Annotated in this window: 19 protein-coding genes; 14 read left to right on the top strand and 5 right to left on the bottom strand. The window is 43.8% G+C overall.

Annotated features, from left to right (window positions below; all coding sequences use genetic code 11):
• Position 1: 1 nt before the first annotated feature.
• Positions 2–1495 (bottom strand): ATP-binding protein, encoded by a 1494-nt coding sequence (locus tag V7R39_RS03930; RefSeq protein ID WP_334028398.1) that lies wholly within the window; start codon positions 1493–1495, stop codon positions 2–4.
• Between the two features lie 349 nt (positions 1496–1844).
• Positions 1845–2555: a hypothetical protein gene (locus V7R39_RS03925; RefSeq protein WP_334028396.1), complete on the bottom strand. Its 711-nt coding sequence runs from the start codon at positions 2553–2555 to the stop codon at positions 1845–1847.
• 375 nt (positions 2556–2930) lie between these two features.
• Here V7R39_RS03925 and V7R39_RS03920 point away from each other — a divergent pair, with 375 nt between their 5' ends.
• From V7R39_RS03920 to V7R39_RS03910, 3 genes are all read left to right on the top strand, one after another.
• Positions 2931–3623, top strand: coding sequence for a hypothetical protein (locus V7R39_RS03920; protein ID WP_334028394.1), 693 nt, complete (start codon positions 2931–2933; stop codon positions 3621–3623).
• Positions 3624–3819: 196 nt separating this feature from the next.
• A complete protein-coding gene (locus V7R39_RS03915; RefSeq protein ID WP_334028392.1) occupies positions 3820–5472 on the top strand; it encodes a hypothetical protein in 1653 nt (550 codons plus the stop codon).
• A gap of 110 nt (positions 5473–5582) precedes the next feature.
• Positions 5583–6251, top strand: coding sequence for a glutathione S-transferase family protein (locus V7R39_RS03910; RefSeq protein WP_334028391.1), 669 nt, complete (start codon positions 5583–5585; stop codon positions 6249–6251).
• A 31-nt stretch (positions 6252–6282) separates the two neighbouring features.
• Here V7R39_RS03910 and V7R39_RS03905 read toward each other — a convergent pair whose 3' ends face one another.
• Complete coding sequence (locus V7R39_RS03905; protein WP_334028389.1) at positions 6283–6933, bottom strand: response regulator transcription factor; 651 nt, start codon at positions 6931–6933, stop codon at positions 6283–6285.
• 317 nt (positions 6934–7250) lie between these two features.
• Entirely contained in the window at positions 7251–9632 is a 2382-nt protein-coding gene (locus V7R39_RS03900) for a TonB-dependent receptor (protein ID WP_334028387.1), read from the bottom strand.
• A gap of 266 nt (positions 9633–9898) precedes the next feature.
• On the opposite strand from V7R39_RS03900, the gene V7R39_RS03895 reads away from it, so the two are divergent.
• The 6 genes from V7R39_RS03895 to dps all read left to right on the top strand — a co-directional run bounded on the left by V7R39_RS03895 (position 9899) and on the right by dps (position 16500).
• Positions 9899–11194: a GntP family permease gene (locus tag V7R39_RS03895; protein WP_334028385.1), complete on the top strand. Its 1296-nt coding sequence runs from the start codon at positions 9899–9901 to the stop codon at positions 11192–11194.
• Between the two features lie 20 nt (positions 11195–11214).
• Entirely contained in the window at positions 11215–12624 is a 1410-nt protein-coding gene (locus V7R39_RS03890; protein ID WP_334028383.1) for an E22 family MetX-like putative esterase, read from the top strand.
• A gap of 9 nt (positions 12625–12633) precedes the next feature.
• Positions 12634–13809 (top strand): extracellular catalytic domain type 2 short-chain-length polyhydroxyalkanoate depolymerase, encoded by a 1176-nt coding sequence (locus tag V7R39_RS03885; protein ID WP_334028381.1) that lies wholly within the window; start codon positions 12634–12636, stop codon positions 13807–13809.
• Positions 13802–14584 (top strand): 3-hydroxybutyrate dehydrogenase, encoded by a 783-nt coding sequence (locus V7R39_RS03880; protein WP_334028379.1) that lies wholly within the window; start codon positions 13802–13804, stop codon positions 14582–14584. Before V7R39_RS03885 ends, V7R39_RS03880 begins: the two co-directional genes overlap by 8 nt.
• 68 nt (positions 14585–14652) lie before the next feature.
• On the top strand, positions 14653–15528 hold the full coding sequence (nadK, locus tag V7R39_RS03875) for an NAD(+) kinase (RefSeq protein WP_334028376.1): 876 nt from the start codon (positions 14653–14655) through the stop codon (positions 15526–15528).
• Positions 15529–15990: 462 nt separating this feature from the next.
• Positions 15991–16500, top strand: a complete 510-nt coding sequence (gene dps, locus V7R39_RS03870) for a DNA starvation/stationary phase protection protein Dps (protein WP_334028374.1) — start codon at positions 15991–15993, stop codon at positions 16498–16500.
• On the opposite strand, the gene V7R39_RS03865 is transcribed toward dps, so the two are convergent.
• A complete protein-coding gene (locus V7R39_RS03865) occupies positions 16489–16671 on the bottom strand; it encodes a hypothetical protein (protein WP_334028372.1) in 183 nt (60 codons plus the stop codon). The two genes, dps and V7R39_RS03865, sit on opposite strands and share 12 nt — an antisense overlap.
• Before the next feature lie 345 nt (positions 16672–17016).
• Between V7R39_RS03865 and V7R39_RS03860 the strand changes: the two genes are divergently transcribed.
• From V7R39_RS03860 to V7R39_RS03840, 5 genes are all read left to right on the top strand, one after another.
• Complete coding sequence (locus tag V7R39_RS03860) at positions 17017–17361, top strand: DUF805 domain-containing protein (protein WP_334028370.1); 345 nt, start codon at positions 17017–17019, stop codon at positions 17359–17361.
• A 452-nt stretch (positions 17362–17813) separates the two neighbouring features.
• Positions 17814–19499, top strand: coding sequence for a DNA repair protein RecN (gene recN, locus V7R39_RS03855; protein ID WP_334028368.1), 1686 nt, complete (start codon positions 17814–17816; stop codon positions 19497–19499).
• Positions 19500–19622: 123 nt separating this feature from the next.
• Positions 19623–19979, top strand: coding sequence for an outer membrane protein assembly factor BamE (locus V7R39_RS03850; RefSeq protein ID WP_163105617.1), 357 nt, complete (start codon positions 19623–19625; stop codon positions 19977–19979).
• 164 nt (positions 19980–20143) lie between these two features.
• Positions 20144–20794, top strand: a complete 651-nt coding sequence (gene tmpT / locus V7R39_RS03845; protein WP_334028365.1) for a thiopurine S-methyltransferase — start codon at positions 20144–20146, stop codon at positions 20792–20794.
• Between the two features lie 53 nt (positions 20795–20847).
• Complete coding sequence (locus V7R39_RS03840; protein ID WP_334028364.1) at positions 20848–21849, top strand: hypothetical protein; 1002 nt, start codon at positions 20848–20850, stop codon at positions 21847–21849.

The raw sequence follows: 21849 nt of genomic DNA, 5'->3' as shown, positions 1-21849 counted from the left end.
TTTAGTACAGTGCCAATATGGCCTTTAACGATGCTAAATCTACTGGTTTAGTGAGATATTCGTCCATACCTGCATCGAGGCATTTTTGCTTTTCGCTATCCATGGCATGGGCCGTTAGCGCTACGATAGGTATCTTTTTGTTTTCATCTCCTGCATGCCCCTCGCGAATACGACGTGTTGCCTCATAACCGTCCACATTCGGCATTTGGCAGTCCATAAAAATAAGGTCATAATGTTTTGCTTCGGGCTTCAACAACGTGTCTATTGCTTCTACGCCATCACTTGCAACCACGACCTCAATTCCCATGTCACTCAACAACGTTACCATTACTTCCTGATTAATTAAATTATCCTCAGCCAGCAGTACATTTAAGCTGAAATGGGAGGGCGGTGTCTCGACATTCTCGAGACTACTAGCCTCTTCGCTTTTCGAAGTCGTCTCGACCATTACGTTAAACTTAAATGTAGAACCCTGACCAGGTATGCTTTCAACAGAAATATCACCGCCCATCAATTCGCAAAGTTGCTTAGTAATCGCAAGCCCTAGTCCAGTGCCACCGAACTTCCTAGTCGTCGACATGTCAGCTTGAGAGAAAGGGGCAAAGAGTTGATCTATACAAGACTCACGAATTCCAATGCCAGTATCACTAATCTCTACATTCAGTGACAGCGCCTCTTCTTTTTCTACTACACTGTAATGAATATTTACACCGCCGTTCTCTGTAAATTTTATGGCATTTGACAACAAATTATTGAAAACCTGCTTCAAGCGATGATGATCACCCATCACTCTCGTATGTTTATTGTCTATAGCTTTTGCCTTAAGCCACAAGCCTTTACTTTTCGCATGATATGCTTGTTCTTGAACAAGGTTAGTGACAAACTGATTTAAGTCGAATTCAACGTGTTCTATCGCCAGTTCCCCAGCTTCAATCTTTGAAAAATCAAGAATATCGTTGATGATGAACATCAAGGAATCTGCGCTTCGCTGAGCGGTAGAGATTAGTTTAGCCTGACTGTCGGTAAGAGGTGTACGACTGAGCACCTCAATCATACCTATCACTCCATTCATTGGCGTGCGTATTTCGTGGCTCATATTAGCAAGGAAAGCACTCTTCGCTTCATTAGCTGCATTTGCTTCTCGCTCGTGAGCGACTGCAACGTCACGCTCCAACAGCAGCTCAATCTGCTTACTTACCAGCTTTTGCCGGGCAAGATGCGCAAACCAACTAAGCAATGTACTCATCATCAATGCGAAGAAAAAATGCATCACCATCGGCAAGTCGAAAGCAATATTGATAGTAAACCAGCCGACCCAATTAAACATTATAGAGGCGAACCAGTGGACTCTGTTTGAGAGCACTATACCAGAGGCAATAAGCACTAAAACGATATTGGTTGCTTGTTCTGGCGTCTGCGAAAGCCATATATGGACGAGGCTATTGGTAGCGCCGGCAATTAACATCAGTAAGATACATGGGCTATGCCATCTCATAGGTATTGCTGTAGCGGTGCGGCTTAATACCAAACTTATAGCCGCAACAATCGATGAACAAGCGATAAGGGGCCACTTAAACGTTTCAGTAAGGAGTAAGAGATGGCTAACCGTTAGAAACGAAAAAAGGATACAAACGACAATTGCGATACGTCTTAAGTGCCCATGGTCTTCACCGCTGATTTGTCTCGGCACACACGATGTCATTACTCTTTACCCACAATAAACGTTCTATATATGTGATCATATTGTAAAAGTATTACGGTAGGTATCCGCAATTAGGATAAGAACGCTACTTTCCCTGTCACCAATAAAGAGCCGCCATTCGGTTACCATTGCTTTAAAAGCGTTATGACTTATCTACAATCTTAAGATCTATAGCGTCATCGCCGTCACTTCTTTTTTCGCCAATGAATACATCGATAACTGTTTGCTCGTGTTCGGTGAACGCGGTTTTAAAATTATCACTGTGCACAGGTATTGATTTACGCATAGGTGGAGCAATGCGCTCGTTAGCTCTTGCTAACTGCTGGGTAAAGTCTTCTATAGATATTCGATTGTAGGTATACACTCCCTCTTTCTTGCCTCCGACAGACGGCGTGAGCAGGTCGTCATGCTCAAGTAAAAACGCATGTTTGAATACCGCCTGAGATTTAGTAAAGCAATGTGTTTTGCTGCGCAGCATTGCCGCTTCTGGCAGCGCTTTAATACGAACGCTGTCATGGCTTTTTTGCCATGTAACACCACATACACTCACTACATAAGCATCATCTTGCTGTGCGACGGTTGCTCTGGCAAGTGGTGAGCCCGCGGGCATTGCGTCTAACGCCCTTATAACATCAGGTAGCTCGTTGAGAGAGAGCTTTTCTAACGTCATCACACCGCTATTAGAGGTATAGGTAAGTTTTAGCGTATTTTCTAAGTAATACACCTGGCCGGTATCTTGCCATATAGAAACAGCGTCATTTTTAAGATTGCTGATATGGTTGTTGTTTTGCTGAGAGGCAGAGAACTGTCTATTTAACCCACTCGATAATCGCTTAATAATATTTGATAACACGGTATACACTTCATATTATTGAGTATTAAGTGCTACGTATTTATAACCAGTGTGGTTTAATTCTCACACTACAAAAGTACTCGATTGGTTTATCTTTAGTTAGGGCGTGTTGATCTTCAATTGGTTTGCCCTCGATTGAATTGCCAGGCCTTACTGCTTATCGACTTTAACCACTCTACTCGCCACCTGCGCCCGCAAGCTAGAGTAGTTGAATGCCAGCTAAAGTAGGCACGGCCAGCTAACGACTGTCACGCCTGTCAACTAGCGCGTCCACAGTCGCTTTATTGGTTATTGCTACCAAATCCAATATTATCGACACTGATACCCATACCGATTACTCTAAAGGCAATACTACACATAAAAAAGGATTTGCCGTTGCGACTGTTTTTCTCCGCTTCACTGCACTCAATACTCTTTGTACTGCTAACAACCTTGATAGCAGCATGCAGTGACAATAATGAATTAAGTGAGTCTGAAAGACGATATAACGCAGCAATGGCGCTTCATGCAGAACGTATTGCGGAAACGAGAGCTCTACTTGATGAAAAACTGACAGGTCAGTTTTTATCTGACATTAACACGCTCATCTATGCAAAAGAAAAACTCGATAGTGCAGCATCTGTGTTCATTGAGGCTAAAATTGTCGGTATTACCTCTTCTGATGCGCAAGCACTTGAATTGAGGTTAAAACAGTTTGAGAAACAAGCTGCTAAATCGTCCATATTGTTATTGCGCTCAGCGTTTGATAAGACGCTTAAATTTCAAAATAGCGTGCACGATATGCCGTTAGCACCTGTAAGCGGCGCTTCGGTAAAGAGCAATTCGATGATTGAGTACATGGGCAAAAAATTCAATACCTCACTTGACGATTGCTGTCTTAAGGACCTGAAAAATATCGAAGTCTTTATGCGAGGCGCTGAAGGCGAACTCTTTTATGCACTGCGAAAACGAATTCTGAACGTAGAAAATGATTTAACTCGGGTATTGTCTGACGACGACTATCGAAGTAACTACAAAAAGCGCCTTACGGAATTAGAAAACGATATGAACGCTTACTTTCAGCCGTAAAACACCCGCAAAAACGTATAAATGTATACTAACGACTCAGCGCCAATCTTTGAAAGCGTTAAACTTGAAGGCGTTAAACTTGAAGGCGTTAAACTTGAAGGCGCTTGAAAGCGTGACATTTAGAACAGCGACCGTAAGAATAACGATAATATTAAGAACGATAACAATAAGAACGAGCCGATAAGGCATGAGGCGTATGAAAACGATAATACAACTTTCAATAAGTGCACTTTATATAGCATATATATATTCATTTAATGCTTTTGCAGAAGCGCAGTCAGAAGCTTTATCAATTGTTCACAACTACCCTGACTGTAATTATGACGTATTGAAAGAAATTACATTACAGGATGCAGCCTCACGGCTATCACATAATGATAACGATGTACGAAAAGACTCAAATTCCTCAAACGTCTCAAGCGAACAAGCTGCTCCAGATAGCAACCGCGATACACTATCCTTATTAAAGCAAGCTGCACTTCTTGATGCAAAAGAGCTTGGTGCCAGTCAAATTGTACTCGTATCCAGCGAACAGCTCTCTGATAACCGTAATGGGTATGAAAAGACTGCAAACAAAACGCGCTCTTTTGAAAAAACATCGGCTGAAAAGACCGGCACTTCTAGTTCCGACCCTACTAATTCCGACCCTACTAATTCCGACCCTACTAATTCCGACCCTACTAATTCCGACCCTACTAATTCAGACACCACTGCTTTTGACACTACTATTGTGAGTGCCACGCTAATCAGCAGCTGTAACGCCAAAGCGTTAGCAAAAATTGACGTAAAGAGAAATCGTTTGCTTGGTACTACCAAGGTAAGTATGTCCTACAAGTACAGCACCGTTGTCAAGGGACGAGACATGACCTTTGATTTTGCCGACTATGCATTAGGTGGAAAAAAGGAAGTACAAAACCCAGAGCTTAAAAACCAAGTAATTTCCTTCGATAACGGTGTATTTGGGGTAAAGGTAGAAGATGATTTATCTATGCTGCTTGAAACATTAGGCACTCCTACCGCCGAGTTAATTCTCAATGACACTGACACCTTATACGCCTATGGGCGAAACCTATGGATTGTGGTGCAAAACAACAAAGTAAAAAGCATACAGAGTGATAACACGTGGCTCTCTGCTGGTTTGATTAATTATTTTGAGTTTGATGACAGACCATTTCTTGCATGGCAAGTGAACGGATCCATTGGCAGAGGGGACGATGTAAAATCCTTTGATGCCAAACTCGATGGCAAATTAAAAGATGAATATACCTATCGACTAGCCGCAGAGAATGGCTTGTTTATCGATATCGGATTAACACTTGTGATAGATAATGAGAACAAGCGCTACGTCGCAAAAGGCTTTGCTTATGGGTATCTTGATGGCAGTGATTTTAAATCTGATTCTGATATAGCTCCTGAAATAACGAATTCGAAGCCGAGTATCTACGAAAAAACACACAGCGACCTCACCGAAGCATCTCAAACGCTAGAGCCCATTACTATTGATCAATTTTCCTTTACTCCCATACTTGCAGCGCGTGGTTATCAAGACAAGACACTGCATATTTATGACAAAAGCCTGGCTATGGTGTATTCCAATAATACACTGAGAAAAATAATAGTAAGAGACTCGTTTTTTAAACATTCAGCACCTAAGGGAAAATGGACCTTCGGACCTCTACAAGCTGGTATGAATGAAGAAAATGTGACAGCGTTATTCGGTGAAGAAAACATTTTTGCACTTGGCGATTATTGGGAAATCTATGTCGATAATCTCAAATATGAACTCTATTTTACCGAAAACGAAAAAGGCGCAATGGTACTTGATGAACTAGAGGTAGAGATGTTTTAGGACTAGCTGTCGTCGTTATAATCAACTATCACTACAGATGTGTTGCACTCTTTCACATAAAGCAATCTTATATTACATAAATGTATTTATAACTGTGTTAAAGGTTCACTATGCTTAAATTGTACGGATTTGATGTTAGTAATTACTACAACATGATTAAACTGGCGATGGCGCTGAAAGGGATAGATTATGAAGCCGTCATGACGTATCCAAATCAAACGCCAGAATATTTAGCAATCAGTCCAACGGGCAAAGTGCCCGCATTGCAAACAGACCAAGGCGTACTGGTAGAAACCAATGTCATCCTTGAGTATCTTGATGAAATCTCGCCTCAAGCACCACTTTATCCAACCGAGCCCTTCGCAAAGGCCAAGGTGAAAGAGTTAGTTAAACTCATCGAGTTATACATTGAATTACCTGCAAGGCGTTGTCACACAGAGGCATTTTGGGGCGTACCCGTTGATGACATCACTAAAAAAGAAGTGAAGCGTGCATTGTTTAACGGTGCCCAAGCGCTTGCCCGCGCCGCTGAATTTTCTCCTTATATTGCCGGTGACACGTTAACTGCGGCCGACATTATGCTGCTTTATTCTATGGACCTTGCAGCTTCCGTGGCTAACAAGCTTTTTGATGTAGATTTATATGAACATGCTCCTGGCAGCAAAGCACTCATGACCAGATTAAAAGAAATGCCGGAAGTACAACAAATTGAAACAGATAAACGGGCCGCTGCGCCAGCGTTTAACGCTTATTTGAAAAAGGCCCTTGGCAGTAAATAAACGGGTGCCAATTGGTGCATGTTGGCCAACATTATCCGTCGGTTCGCATGGCATTTTTAAATGCTATGCCAGCCTTGGTTCTATTGATAACCCCTAGCTTTTTAAGCACTGCAGAAACATGCTGCTTGACCGTTGACTCTGAAATCGCTAACTCGTAGGCAATTTGCTTGTTAAGCAAACCATCGGCGACCATTTTAAGCACTTTTAATTGATGAGGTGTAAGTAGGCTCAATCGCGTGCTGAAGTCATCCAGGGTGCTGCTAGCATTGGTAGTGGCACTGATATGCTCTGGCAACCAAGTTTCGCCGTCTAATACTGTATCTACCGCATCTATAATACAATCCACAGACGCTGATTTTGGAATAAATCCACTGGCACCCAACGCGAGTGCTCGCTGCACAATACCTGGCGCATCTTGCGCTGTTACAATAACCACAAGCACATCTGGATACTCAGCTCTAATCTCAGACAATCCGTTCAATCCCTCACTGCCTGGCATTCCCAAATCTAAAAACACGATGTCGATGCTGGTATCTTGAGATAACAGCGCCTTTGTTTCTGGAAACGTAGACGCTTCAAGTAGCACTGCGCCCTCGCTGTTTTGTAGCGCATGGCACATTGCAGCACGAAATAGCGGATGATCATCCGCTATGAGCAATTTTACCGTTACTGCGCTATTCATTCGTCGCTACCGTTTGTATCTAACATTTGTATCTGTCATCCGTTTTAACCATTGATCTCTGCCGTTGATTTGCGTCATTCAGTTTAACCATTGATTTCTGCCACCCGGCTTTCGTATTTTTGGCTGTCAATTTGTTATTTTAGTGTAAACAGAATACTAACACGACATTGGGCATCTTTCTTTTACCTACTCTTACTTAACTGAAGATTTCCTTAGTCCAAAGAGCTCGTAAATCTTAAATTATAAAAACTGTTTTAGATAGCTAATAAAAAGCCCGCTGAAAAAGCGGGCCTTTAACGTCTTTAGTTAGCAGGCTATTAGAAGCGATAGCCAACAGTTAGATGAACAGTTCTAGGGTCGCCGTAGTAACCAATTAAGGTTGTATCGCCCCCAAGCCCTGGTCCAAAGTTACCATCTTCATCGCGGGTAACAAAGTCGTAGCCGCCGGTCAGGTACTCTTCGTCGGTGAGGTTTTTCACGTGAATACCGCCGTACCAGTCTCCCTCTATGCTTTCCCAACGGGCACTGAGGTTAACCATGCCATACGCATCTTGTTGAATGAGGTCGCTTGCCTCAAACAGTAAGTAATCATCTCTGAAGTAATAGTTAGCGTTAAATGTTATGTCACCAAAACTGGTTTCCAGGAAATAATTAGCGTTGAAATTAAAGGTATTTTCTGGCGTGCTTGCTGAACCAATAAGAGGTGGTATCGCATTATTCTCCTTAATTTCAAAGTCGATGTACCCATATGCCACATCAAACTGGAGGTTCTCTGAGGCAATCCAGGTCATTTCTAACTCGGCACCCGTTGCAGCTGTTTCTGCCGCGTTTCTTAGGCGTTGATCCAGCGCGGTGGGGTCAGATAAATCGCCCTCCACACCAATATACTGTCTATCGCTATGTTCGTAAGAAAAGAGCGTTACGTTTAATCGTAAGGTATCGCTTAAGTCGCTTTTCATACCCAATTCAAAACTGTCTACCACTTCTGGATTTACCCCCGGCTCATTTATTGTTGCACGAGGGTTAAAGGTGCCTGACTTAAAGCCTTGAGAATAACTGGCGAAAAACATCATGCTGGGGTCGAATTGATACTCTAGCCCTACACGAGGTGTAAAGCGTGACCAGCTTTGAACTGCAGGAGCATCCAGCACTCCATCTCCGTCAGTATCGGTGCCCAATACCTGAGGTACTAACTGTCCTTCTGGGCGAACATAGCCTTCAATCCAACCCGTAGACGGATATACATTGTCAAAAATAAGGCCGTTATTCACGAACGCAGATTTTTCTTCGTCGGTGTAACGTGCACCAAGGGAAAGAGAGAGTTGCTCTGTGATGTTGTAATTAAGCTGTGCGTAGGCTGCATAACTTTCCGAGTTGTTACAGCCGGTCACCTCACGGGTGAGACCCGGAGCACCTAATGACTGTCCAAGTACACCTAAGATGGCATCGAAATTACCACAGCTATCACCATCGTAAAAATAGAGCCCCGACACCACGTCAAAATTATCGCCAAAGTAGTTTGCCTGCAATTCATGGGTGGTGTTGCTGTCATCATACTCTGCCGGTACATCAAAAATGGGCAGAGGCGTATTATCAAAGTCGATATTCGTTGGTGAATAACTCTCGCGGTAAGAGCCAATATATTTAAGCTCTAGATTGTCATTAACATTGTAACGGGCCAGCCAGCTGTAGCCCTCTAATTCAACTCTGTTTGATGTTGGCAAGCTGGTATAAGAGTCAAATTTTGAATCTGGAACAGGTGCGTCGGTCAACAAGCTTGGAATCAAGCGATATCCACCGCGGGCGTTAGACGTATCTTCGGTCTTATCCCAGCCAAAACGGAAGAATAAATCATCGCTAGCATGTACCTCTAGGGAGACTCTTGCAGCCCATAAGTCTTTGTTATAGTTTTCTTTGTCTTGGTTTGGCAATGCACTTAACAAGTATTCGCCGAAGCCATCTCTATTGAGATTAGCGTAACCTACACCGAGGTACACGGTGTCCTCAACTAGAGGCACTTGACCAATTAACCTGATATCACGCTGATTATAGCTACCTACGGTAGCCTCTACATTCATTTCTGTGTCGCCAGTCATTTCTTTTGTTACGTACTTAACGGCACCACCAATGGTATTTTTGCCATAAAGTGTACCCTGGGGCCCACGTAATACCTCAATGCGCTGAACATTTAACAAATCGAGCACTGCGCCTTGTGGTCGCGCAATGTAAACATCGTCAACATAAATACCTACACCGGGCTCATAGCCCCATAAGGGGTCTTGTTGGCCCAAACCACGAATAAAGGCGGTTAATGTATTGTTAGTTCCGCGACTGGTTTGCAAGGTTGTGTTTGGCGAGAATTGCTGTAGCTCAGTAAGTACACTAATGCCTTTTTCACCAAGCTCAACAGCGCCTACCGACGTTATGGCAACGGGCGTTTCTTGCAGCGACTCAAGGGTGCGTCGCGCGGTCACTTCTATACGCTCTAATTTACCTTTTTCATTTTCAACTTGTTCTGCGTTGGTTGTTTGGCTATTGGTCTGTTGTGCCCAAGCAGGAGATGCACATAAACTGGCGGCTACCGCAATGGCGCACAAACTGTGGCGAGCACTTTTGTGACAAGAAGCCTTGTGATGAGCGGCTTTGTGATGAGAAACTGGGGTGCAGCCATGACGCTTTGTGTGTGTTGTTAGTAACATAGTGAGTCCTTTTTTGTTCTAGGTGTTATTCACTGCTGGATAAGTTGCTACGGTCACGAATTACTCTAGTTAATTAATTGTTAACAGTATGTAGTACCATCGTACTATGGGATTTTTGCAAAAGTAACGTCAAACTTTACGTGTAATTTGAATACGTTAGATTTATTGACAATAAGCTTGCACGAAAGCACGTCGGTTAGTAGATCTACAATCGACTTAACTGCTTTGGAATATCTGCGGTCACAGATTTTTAAAGGAAAACAACTATGTTAAGTATGATTGGCTTAGTAGGCGGGCTATTGCTACTTATTGTGTTAACAATACGTGGAATGAACCTGTTTATCGCTGCCCCCCTGTGTGCGCTTATTGTGGCGCTTACCAATAACATTGCGGTATTTACTGGCGATGTAAACTTTGTAGAAACCTACATGAGCGGTTTCTCAGGGTTTATTGCGTCGTGGTTTTTCATGTTTTTGCTGGGGGCGTTGTTTGGCAAATTTATGGAAGACACCGGTGCGGCAGATTCGGTATCTCAATGGATAATTTCTAAAATTGGCTACAAGCAAGCTGTACTAGCAGTGGTTATGGCCTGCGCCATACTTACCTACGGTGGCGTGAGTGTATTTGTGGTGGCGTTTTCCGTCTATCCCATGGCGGTAAGCTTATTTAAAGATGCCAATTTACCGAGACGATTTATTCCAGCCGCCATGGCCTTTGGCTCGGTAACCTTTACCATGACGTCTGCGGGCTCACCAGAAATCCAAAACTGGATCCCAATTAAATACTTGGGTACATCGCCTTTTGCTGCATGGGAAGTCAGTTTAATTGTCGCTATTTTAATGGCGGTATTCGGATATTGGTGGCTCGCTAAAATGATTCGAAAAGCAGTTAGTCAAGGTGAAGTGTTCGAGGCAAGGGAAAGCGACCCTGAAATTCGGGAAAGGGACCTTCCACACCCATTTACCGGTATTGTGCCCCTGCTCGTTGTGCTTGCCATTTCGTTTTTATTTCACGAAGAATTGGCTCAGTTAGCGTTAATTCTAGCGTTGGGCGGCGGCGTGCTTTGTTTACTAGCCATAAACTTTAAATACTTTCAAAGCTTGCCTGTTGCCATCAACGCCGGCACCACCGGAGCGCTTATTGCCATTGGCAATACCGCAGCGGTTGTGGGCTTTGGCTCAATTGCAAAAAATACCGACGCTTTTCAACAAACGGTTGCCCTAATGACTCAAATCCCTGGCAATGAGCTCATTGGTGCAGCCATTGCAGTCAGCGTTATAGCTGGTTTAACAGGCAGCGCTTCGGGCGGCCAAGCCATCGCCCTTCCCTTGGTAGGTCCACACTATATGGAACAAGGTGTAGAGCCAGAACAGTTGCACCGGATTGTGTCTATTTCATCGGGCGCGCTCGATTCACTGCCTCATAACGGGTATGTCGTCACAACGATTCGCGCAATTTGCCATGAAACCCACCAAGCAGCTTATTGGGCAGTAGGTGCGCTGACTGTCGTTGTGCCCGTATTAGGGTTAGCGCTGGCCATCGGTCTGTTTAGCATACTGTGATAAAAGGGAAAGATATTACTATGATTCAGCGTTTTAACGACTTACTAGTGCTGGCGAGTACGTACACTACTAGGAAAACTTCACTTTTTCGCCCTGCGATAACTCGAATTTTGTCTGGCGGCAGCTCTGATGGAGAGCCTGGCGGCAGCCAAGGCACCGGCGTGTTAGCTGCGCTGGCAGCTAGGCTAGCAGATAAGCTAACAAGTAAGCTAACAATTAAGTTAATAGCGTCGCTGCTGTTACTTTCTGCACTGACAACCACCGCTTTACAGGCCAACGGCGATGTGAATACCGATAAGCAACAGCAACATACCTTGTTGGTGAATAAGCACACCTTTCACATAGACAGTTTTACTACCTTTGGTGGCAAAACCATTAACGATGTAAAGGTAGGCTGGGAAGCCTACGGTAAGCTTAATGCACAAAAAGACAATGCAATCTTAATTACCCATTACTTTTCTGGCACTTCCCATGCGGCGGGTAAATACAGTGCTACCGATCAAAATGCAGGGTACTGGGACAGTATTATTGGCCCAGGCAAAGCCATTGATACCAACCGCTTTTTCGTTATTAGCGCAGATACCTTGGTGAATTTAAACGCTTACGATGAAAAGGTGGTCACCACCGGGCCCGCCACCATTAACCCATCCACAGGAAAACCCTACGGATTAGACTTTCCGGTAGTGACTATTCGCGACTTCGTTAATGTGCAAAAAGCCTTATTAGAAAGCTTAGGCATTAAGAAGCTTCATGCGGTGGTAGGGCCGTCGATGGGCGCCATGCAGGCCATTGATTGGGCAAGTGCCTATCCAAGTTGGGTACCTAGAATGCTGTCGGTAATAGGCGCAGGGGAAAGCGACGCTTGGACGACGACGGCTCTTGAGCATTGGGCTGCGCCTATAAGACTCGATAAAAAATGGAACAAGGGCAACTATTCTCCAAAAGAAGGGCCAACTGATGGACTTACCGCATCGCTAATGCTGATAACGCAAAATGCCCTAACCCCTGAGTTTTTTAACGCTCAAGGTAATATGCTAGGCTTTAAAAACCTAGAGCAAGCTCCCCTGTCCAGTATTAACGAACAACATTCCATCACAAAGTGGTTAAAAGCACGGGCGGCCGCCCGTGGTAAAAAGATGGATGCCAATCACCTGCTTTACTTGGTAAGAGCGTGCCAGCTTTTTGTCGCAGGACATAAAGATAACCTAGATGCGGGACTAAACAACATCAAGGCAAAGACGCTGTTTCTGCCTGCCGATTCTGATTTATTACTGATGCCCTATTTAGCTCAACATGCACATCAAACGCTTAAGCAGCAGGGAAATAACAGCGAATATACCGAGCTTCAAGGGTCACTCGGACACCTAGAGGGCGTGGCAAATATATCAAAACAGGCAACCGCTATTCGCCAGTTTTTGGAAAATAAGTAAAGGATTTTTATGATGACTATCAACACTATTATCAAAGCAGCCTTGGCAAGTAGCCTTTGCTTTTCTATTGCCTTACACGCGCAAACAAAACAAGAAGATATGCCCAAGCTATCTCTCGACTTATCTGACGTCACCGTATCGGGGTTGTCTTCTGGTGGATATATGGCCACACAGTTTCAACTGGCCCACAGCGATTGGGTTAAAGGTGTTGGGGTATTGGCAGCCGGCCCGTATTTTTGTGCCAAGGGCGATATTACAACGGCACTTGCCCAGTGTGTCAACAAGACCGACACCCAGCCAGATTTAACGGTTTTAAATGAGCAAGCGGCACAATATGCAAAGGCGGGAAAGCTTGCTGACTTAGACAATATGAAAGATGCCAAGGTGTGGTTATTTCATGGCAAGCGTGACGTGCGAATTGCCAGTGAAGTTAGCGATGCCTTATTCGAGCAATACACAATGTGGACAGACACTCAAAACATAAAATACGTTAACGATATGTCTATCGCCCACCTGTTTCCAACGAAAACGAACGGAACAGACTGTATGACATCAGAAAGCCCGTTTATTGGTAACTGTGATTATGACGCGGCTGGCGACATGCTTAATCATCTCGTGGAAGGGTTAACGACACCAGACGATGAACTGTCAGGTTCGCTGCATACCATTAATCAACAGGACATTGCAGGCAGCAATGCCAAAACACTGGCAAGCGAAGGCTTTGTTTACGTACCTCAAAGCTGCGCAAGCGGAGAAAGCTGTCGGGCACACATCAGCTTTCACGGCTGCAACCAATACGCTGACGCTGTGGACGATGCCTATACGTCGCAAACAGGGCTGAATGACTGGGCCGATGACAACAACATGATTGTGCTGTATCCGCAAACAAAAAAATCCCTCTTTATGCCGCTTAACCCACAAGGTTGCTGGGACTGGTGGGGATATGCTTCAAAGGACTACGCCAACAGAGATGGCGATCAGATAAAAGCAGTAAATGCGCTTTTACTCTCTCTTAATACGTTACCCTCGCCCACAACGAAAGCTGTATCTCAAGTAAAGCCTCGAGCGATGTCTCAAGTTACACAGCCTTCGCCACACCAGGCAATCGCACAGCAAACTAGCGCACAGCGAACTAAGACACAGCAGCAGATAGAGCCGATGAAGCAGGACGATAATAATGAATAAGAGAACGATATTTATCACCGGGGGAGCCAGCGGTATTGGTTTGGGCATGGCAGAGACGTTTGTAAAACAGGGGCACCACGTTATCGTGGCAGATATTAACGAAAGTGCTGCGCAAGAGGCGGCAGCGGTGCTGGCCAGTAAGTTTGGCAGCATTAATGATGGCAGCGCGAGCGCAGTGGCGGTAGATGTGTGTGACGCAGCGCAAATTGCTGCCTTACCTGAAGTACTCGGTAAGCTCACCGTTGACGTATTAATTAATAATGCTGGTATCCAACACGTTTCAAACCTTGAAGATTTTCCTGCTGAAAAATGGCAGCAGCTAATTAATATAATGCTGGTTGGCCCTGCGCTAACCACGCAAGCGCTATTACCAGCCATGAAAACACAAAACTTTGGGCGTATTATTAACGTGGGCTCTATTCACTCTCTTGTAGCCTCGCCGTTTAAGTCAGCCTATGTGGCTGCAAAGCATGGCTTGCTAGGACTTGCTAAAACCGTAGCATTAGAGACTGGTGACTATGATATTACTATTAATACCTTGTGTCCTGCCTATGTAAAAACCCCCTTAGTTGAGCAACAAATAGCGGCTCAAGCAAAGGAAAACAATATGACTGAGGATGAAGTAGTGAAAAAAATCATGCTTGAACCCATGCCGAAGAAGCAGTTTATTGAAGTTCAAGAACTAGCCGAAACTGCCGCATTTTTAATGACAAACAGCGCCAAAAACATCACAGGCCAAGCAATAACCCTAGATGGTGGCTGGACCGCAAGGTAAAACTTCCCTTTTACAAAACACTTGTGCTAATGTCCAAATCATTGGAAATGAGAGGACATTAGCGTTCCATGCCCTACCAAACCGTTGCTTTAATTGGAAAACCTCAGCACGAGGCCACTCACGACAGCTTAAATTTACTTGCCGATTATTTACTCGCCAAAGGATGCGAGGTATTGGTAGAGGAAAGTATTGCTCAAGAGCTTGAAACCGACAACATTAGAAGCTGCGACCTCGTCGCTATCGGTAAAGAAGCTGATCTAGCCGTTGTCGTTGGTGGAGATGGCAGCATGCTTGGTGCCGCTCGCGTGCTTGCCCGTTTCGATATCCATGTTGTGGGTGTGAATAGAGGTAACCTAGGTTTTCTCACCGACATTCATCCTGACGATATCATTCAGCAACTTGACTACATCTTTAACGGCGAGTGTTTCGTTGAAAAGCGCTTTTTACTGGAAGTGGGCGTTTACCGTCACGAGAAGTTAAAAAGTAATAGCTCAGCGGTCAATGAAGTCGTACTCCACCATGGAAAAGTGGCGCACATGATGGAGTTCGAAATTTATATAGACGAACAGTTTGTGTTTAGCCAACGCAGTGATGGACTGATTGTAGCAACGCCAACGGGCTCAACCGCTTATTCGCTCTCCGCAGGCGGGCCCATCATTATGCCAAAACTGGATGCGCTAACTTTAGTCCCCATGTTTCCGCATACTCTAAGTAGCAGACCTATTGTGGTAGATGCCGACAGCCAGGTATCGATGAAAGTGTCAAAAGTAAATAGTGACTCGTTGCAAGTAAGCTGCGACAGCCACATTGTATTGCCTGTTTTACCTGGCGATGAAATTCGCATAAACAAAAGCATCGATAAACTTCACTTAGTCCACCCTAAGGGCTATAGCTACTTTAACGTATTGCGTAAAAAGCTGGGCTGGGGCAGTAAGCTTTACTAATATAGGGCACTCGCCTACTACCATACGAGTGGCCGCCATACATTAGAATGCTATACATATAGACTAAGCACATATGGCTTCATTTACCCTGTCGTCATAAATTTTTCGAATTTCTCTACCCTCGCGAACTTTGTGGCGAGTTAGCCGGCTTTTCTACTTAATGTTCGCCTTACCATATAGAGAATACTGAATTTTTTACACGCCTACTCATATTTCGAGCATCTTTTTCGCACCTTTTAGACAAACCTATCACATTGAAAAATAAAGAAAAATTAACCTTTACAAATTTATTCAATTAAATTAGTAACTTATAATTTTAGTACAAGTCGGCATACCGGTTGCAACATCGTAAACAACTGGTTCGATAATCTATGTTGTTTCAACATAACCTTTGAAGGGCAAAAGAATCGATAAGTATTATCAACACCTATTTACTGAAGCGATAATAAGGAGTTTATTATTATGAGTAACAACGATATTAAATTTACTGCACCAGGTATGGATAACGATACTGCAGCAAGTACTATCAAAACGTTAGAGCAACGTTTGGTGGCGCTACTTGATCTGCAGCTTACACTGAAGCACATTCACTGGAATGTAGTAGGTCCAAACTTCATTGGTGTGCACGAAATGCTAGACCCACAAGTTGATGCAGTGCGCGAAATGACTGATACCATTGCAGAACGAATTGCCACGCTAGGCGGCGTACCGAAAGGCACACCAAAAGCCATTGTAGAGGGTCGTTCGTGGAATGATTATGAATTAGGCAAAGGCTTAGTGACCGACCATTTAAAAGCACTAGATGCAGTGTATGACGGCGTAAATGGCGATCACCGCGACGCGATTGAAGGCTTAGACGACTTAGACCCAGTGTCGGAAGATATGATCACGGGGCAACTCGCTGAGTTAGAGCAGTTCCAGTGGTTCGTAAGAGCGCATTTAGAATCAGGCAGCGGCGAACTAGCCCAATAGCTCTACCGGCAACCAATAGCCCTGCAGGTAAACGATACCAGTAGGAAGATAAAGGAAGGTTAATTTGGCCTTCCTTTTTTGTTTTCTATTTCTCCCTGTCTTAATCATTTCCCTTTCCCTATCTTTTACTTTTCTAATATTTTTCCCAACCGATTTTCTTTTTTTACTCATTTCTACCGACCTTGAACGTAATGCGAGTAATTACACAAGGTGGAATTGCCATTAACTTTACAGTGACCACTGGCAAAAAAAGTTGTAGGGTAAATTTTGAAGCAGAGATCTTGCGAACAATGGAAAGTGTGTGCTTTGTTTATATAAAACTGATTTATATGCAAATCAAAAAACACTCCCAAGGCTTAATACCCTCTGCTTAGAAATATTATTTGCAGTCAAAAACATGGTGCAAAAAAACAAAAATTAAAAACAATACTCATATAGAGCTATACGGCTAGTCTGAGATAATTCAGCGCCGATTGCCAAAACCAAACATCATTAGAAAAGAAGGAGTTCCATTTAATGGACTATTTTACAAAAGCACTTAAACACTATGCTGATTTTACAGGCCGTGCGCGGCGCACAGAATACTGGATGTTTTATCTGTTCTACATTATTTTTTACGTTGTGTGTTCAGCCGTTGGATACTTCCTTGGCACTGAATTTATAACGATGATTTACGCCCTTGCATTATTAATCCCCTCATTAAGTGCAGGCGCAAGGCGTTTACATGACACTGGCCGCTCAGGTTGGTGGCAACTACTCAATCTAATTCCGATAATTGGCACAATTATTTTGATTATTCTCTTAGCGCAAGACAGCCATGATGATAATGAATATGGGCCAAACCCTAAAGCCGGTCTTTAGGTTTAAGTTGTAGGCTGAGGTTTTAGATAATAGCCTTGGCCTATAGTTTTGTGGTTTACCTGTATAAGTAACAGGTGACGTGTAATAAAGCGCATGATGAATTTCACTCTCATGCGTTTTTTTCTTAATTTTAATGTCAATTAGCGTCAACTGACTACAATATGAAGCTGCACCAGGCAAATGCTCATCGAGATAACTAACTGAAAAAAAAGCAAGTGCAAAAAGCAAGAGTAACAACAGTTACAATAGTAAAGCGCAACAGGCAAGCCATGTATAAGAATACTGTAAAGCCTGTCTAGGGCCCGTAAATAGTGGGTCAGATAAAGATTTCCGGCAAACAACACCTCACAAATCGACAGATTACATTCGACTAGACTTTACATCTCAGAAATACTGTATATATTTACACGTACTGTATATATCATCATGTTCAACTTTATTAGGGTGTGGTTATGTTAGCGAATCTTTCGATATCAAATTTTGCCGTTGTAAAACAACTTTCTGTTCACTTTGAAAATGGCCTCACTGCGGTTACAGGTGAGACAGGGGCAGGTAAATCAATTGCCATTGATGCACTAAGCTTATGCCTTGGTGAAAGGGCCGATGCAAATGCGGTAAGAAAAGGTTCAGCAAAAGCCGAAATAGTAGCGCACTTTTCACTTGCTGATAATGCAAGTGCAAAAGCGTTTTTAGACGACCATGAATTGACCTCTGACGAAGACGAAACCAGCTGTTTTATTCGCCGGGTAATATCGAAAGAAGGTCGCTCAAAAGCCTTCATTAACGGCACCCCAGTATCTTTACAGCAACTAAAAGGTCTCGGCCAAACACTGCTTTCCATTCATGGTCAAAACACCCATCTACAGCTATTGAAAGAAGATTATCAGCGCCAGCTTATTGATAGTTACGCAGACCATTCTCATTTAATGAATGATGTTAAAGACGCTTATAGCTCGTGGAGAGACAAGCAAAAAACTCTCAATGAACTGCGTTCGAAAGCTCAGCAAAGAGAAGATCGTCTACAGTTACTTACCTATCAGGTGCAAGAACTCGACGAGTTTGCCATTGAGAATGGCGAATTTGAAGAACTTGAAATTGAGCACAAGCGCTTAAGCAATGGTCAGAGTTTATTAGAACAAGCGCAAACCAGTGTGTATAACCTCTATGAAAATGATGAAGGAAATGCACTGACCGTTATTCAAAGCAGTATTGAGAAGCTTGGCGAATTAGAAGCACACGATGCAAGCCTAACGCCTATCATCGCCCTGCTTAACGACGCATCAATTCAAGTTGAAGAGGCAGCAAGCGAACTGCGTGGTTACTGCGATCAATTGGAAATAGACCCTCTGCGTTTACAGCAGGTTGAAGCTCGCTATTCAAAAGCGATGGAGCTGGCTCGTAAACACGCTGTAACGCCAGAAGAACTTGCTCAACATCACCAGTTATTGTCGCAAGAATTTGCCGCACTTGGTGAGCAGGAAAGCTTACTAGGCACACTCGAACACGATGTTGAATCAGCAAGGCAACATTATTTAGTGGCAACTAGCAGTTTATCTGAAAGCCGAATGAAAGCGGCCGAAAGTTTTGCAAACGACATTGAATCACAAATTCAGCAAATGAATATGCCGCACGCTAAAGTGTGTATTGATATTCTTTATGACGAGCTGAAAAAGCCCGCAGTTAATGGGTTAGACTCGATTGCCTTTAAAGTATCAACGAACCCTGGGCAAGATGCCGACGTATTGGAGAAAGTGGTATCAGGCGGTGAGCTTTCTCGAATAGGTTTAGCTATTCAGGTTATTGCTAGCGATAGCCATGCTACCCCCACTATGATTTTTGACGAAGTGGACACCGGTATTAGCGGACCAACTGCTTCAATCGTAGGTGCACTGCTAAGAAAATTAGGAAAGCAGTCTCAGGTTATGTGTGTTACCCACTTACCTCAAGTGGCGGCACAAGCACATAACCAGCTTTTTGTTACCAAGCTTACTGATGGCGAAAGTACAGAAACACAGATGATACCGCTGACTAAACAAGACCGAATTGACGAACTCGCCCGACTGTTAGCTGGCGACAAAGTAACCAAGTCGGCACTTGCTAACGCAAAAGAGCTGCTAAAAAGCGCTTCATCGAACTAAAATGCAGTTGATTGGTCATAGTTGTCAATGTAGCATGCCTTCGCGCTTGCACTAAAACAGCTGAGGCTTCCTTACGAGGAAACCTTTAGGCACTAACAAAGGCAATACTGGACTTATATACGCATGAAGTTGCACCATCTTATAGTTATTCTTTGCATTACATTTACTACTACAGCCTGTTCTAACTGGATTTTCAGGATTGACGTTCCGCAGGGCAATTTTCTAGATCAACGTGATGTTGAAAAGCTGCGTATTAATATGACAAAAGAACAAGTTATCTACGTGTTAGGTAATCCTGTTGTTCAAGACTCTTTTGATAACGACACATGGTACTACGTCTACGATATGAAGCGTGGTATGAAAGACCGAGGCGACGACTTCCAGCGTCAGATGATCATCACGTTTGTAGATAATAAAGTGGCAAACGTTGAAGGCGATTTTGAACTGTCTGAAGACTTTAATACTCCACTCGACGAGTAAATCAATCACGTTGTTTTACAGCACTGCAGAAAAATAGAACAGAAGCCGGCTATTAACCTGCTTTTAAAGGTGCTTTTATTTTCAACGATATTAGATTTAAGCTGTTAGACTCGGAGCATTAGACTTAAAGCGCTAGATTTGAGGTATTTAATTAGGGTATCAATATGGAACATAGCTTTTGGCACAGCAAATGGCACAATAATGAAATTGGGTTTCATGAACCCACTGGTAATGCCTTGCTGGTGAAATATAGTGGTGTTTTATTAGGCCCAAATAGCAATGAAGCCTCACAAAAGCGAATCTTTGTGCCCTTATGCGGGAAAACTAAAGATATTGCATGGCTGCTGTCAAAGGGCTGCCAGGTTGTTGGTGCAGAGCTTAGCGAGGTGGCTATTACACAGCTGTTCGACGATCTAGACATTACTCCCACTGTTAAGTCTTCGTCTAAAGGTAGAGTATATTCAGCCCCTAACCTTACCATTTTTGTTGGTGATATTTTTTCACTGCGCCGTGATGACATTGGCAAAGTAACAGGTGTGTATGATAGAGCAGCATTAGTTGCTTTGCCCGATGAACTGCGTCGAAAGTACGCTAACCACCTTATAGACATAACTCATAACGCCCCTCAATTAGTTATCACATTCGACTATGACCAGAGTGAACTGCCAGGTCCTCCTTTTTGCGTGAATGATGAGATGGTTGCGGATTTATATGCTAGCAATTATTCAATTTTACAGCTTGAGCGCTTAAACGTAGAAGGCGGTTTAAAAAGAAAAGTGAAAGCAGACAGCCTAGTCTTTAAGCTAAGTCTTTAATCTTGGTATTTAGTTCTGGGATCAAATTTTCTGTACTTTAGAACTCGCAACAGTTGGTTATTTTTAACGACTACAATAACCAAGACCATGGTAATGGCCTGCTAATAGAGGCAGCGACTTTTCAGCAAGTCACATTGAGTGCAGACGATACCGGTGTATACACGTTTAGTTTCGATGCTAGAGCCCCTAGCGAAGGTGCTATTGCCGAGCCCACTGTGGCGACTGCTTATGTACAAACCTTGGACCCATCAAACGGTTTTGCTACTACAGCACGTGTGGAAATCGATTTATCTACAATCTCAAGTTCTGATTGGCAAACCTACAGCGTTGATTTCAATATTGACGGTGAGGCTATGGCTGGACAGTTGCTAGAGTTTGGTTTTACAAACCGCACTACTGGCTTTGCTCCCTCGGCAATTGTCGTTGATAATGTAGACTTCAACCTGGCTGTTGGTGGAATAAACTTCGCCAGCGACTTTGAAAGTGGCGACCCAAGCGGTGGTGAAATTGGTGATAACTGGTTAAGTTTTGCCGCGGTATTTGGGGCGGATGGTAATTTTGCCTATAGCTATGGGCCATTCCCATCACCAAACAGCACTGGCGGATTTACCAGCTATGCCTCAGGCGAAGCCACAGAGAGCCAAGGTACTCAGTATCTGAATGTGTTCAGCGATTACAAAAACGCCGACCATGGCAACGGACTCACTATCGAGGCCGCAAGTTTTCAGGAGCATACCTTCTCTGCATCTGATGCCGGCGAATATTCGTTTTCGTTCGATGCCAAAGCTCCTTTTGAGGGTGGTATTGCCCCACCCACCACAGCGTACGCCTACATTCGCGTACTCGACTCTAACAATGGATTTGCTTCATCCGTTGATATTCGAGTGGATTTGAGCGCAGTCAGCAGCAGTGAATGGGCTCGCTTTACTGTACAGGCAACGCTAGAAGACAGCTTAGACGGTCAAATACTTCAGTTTGGGTTCTCAAACTCAGCCACCGACTATAACCCCAGCGGCATTTTCTATGACAACGTAGAATTTTCCCGAGCTGAGTGA

The sequence above is a fragment of the Alteromonas sp. P256 genome (genome assembly GCF_036864455.1).
Taxonomy (GTDB): domain Bacteria; phylum Pseudomonadota; class Gammaproteobacteria; order Enterobacterales; family Alteromonadaceae; genus Alteromonas.
Note: the sequence above shows the minus strand (reverse complement) of the source record. Positions and strands in the feature narration are given on the sequence as shown.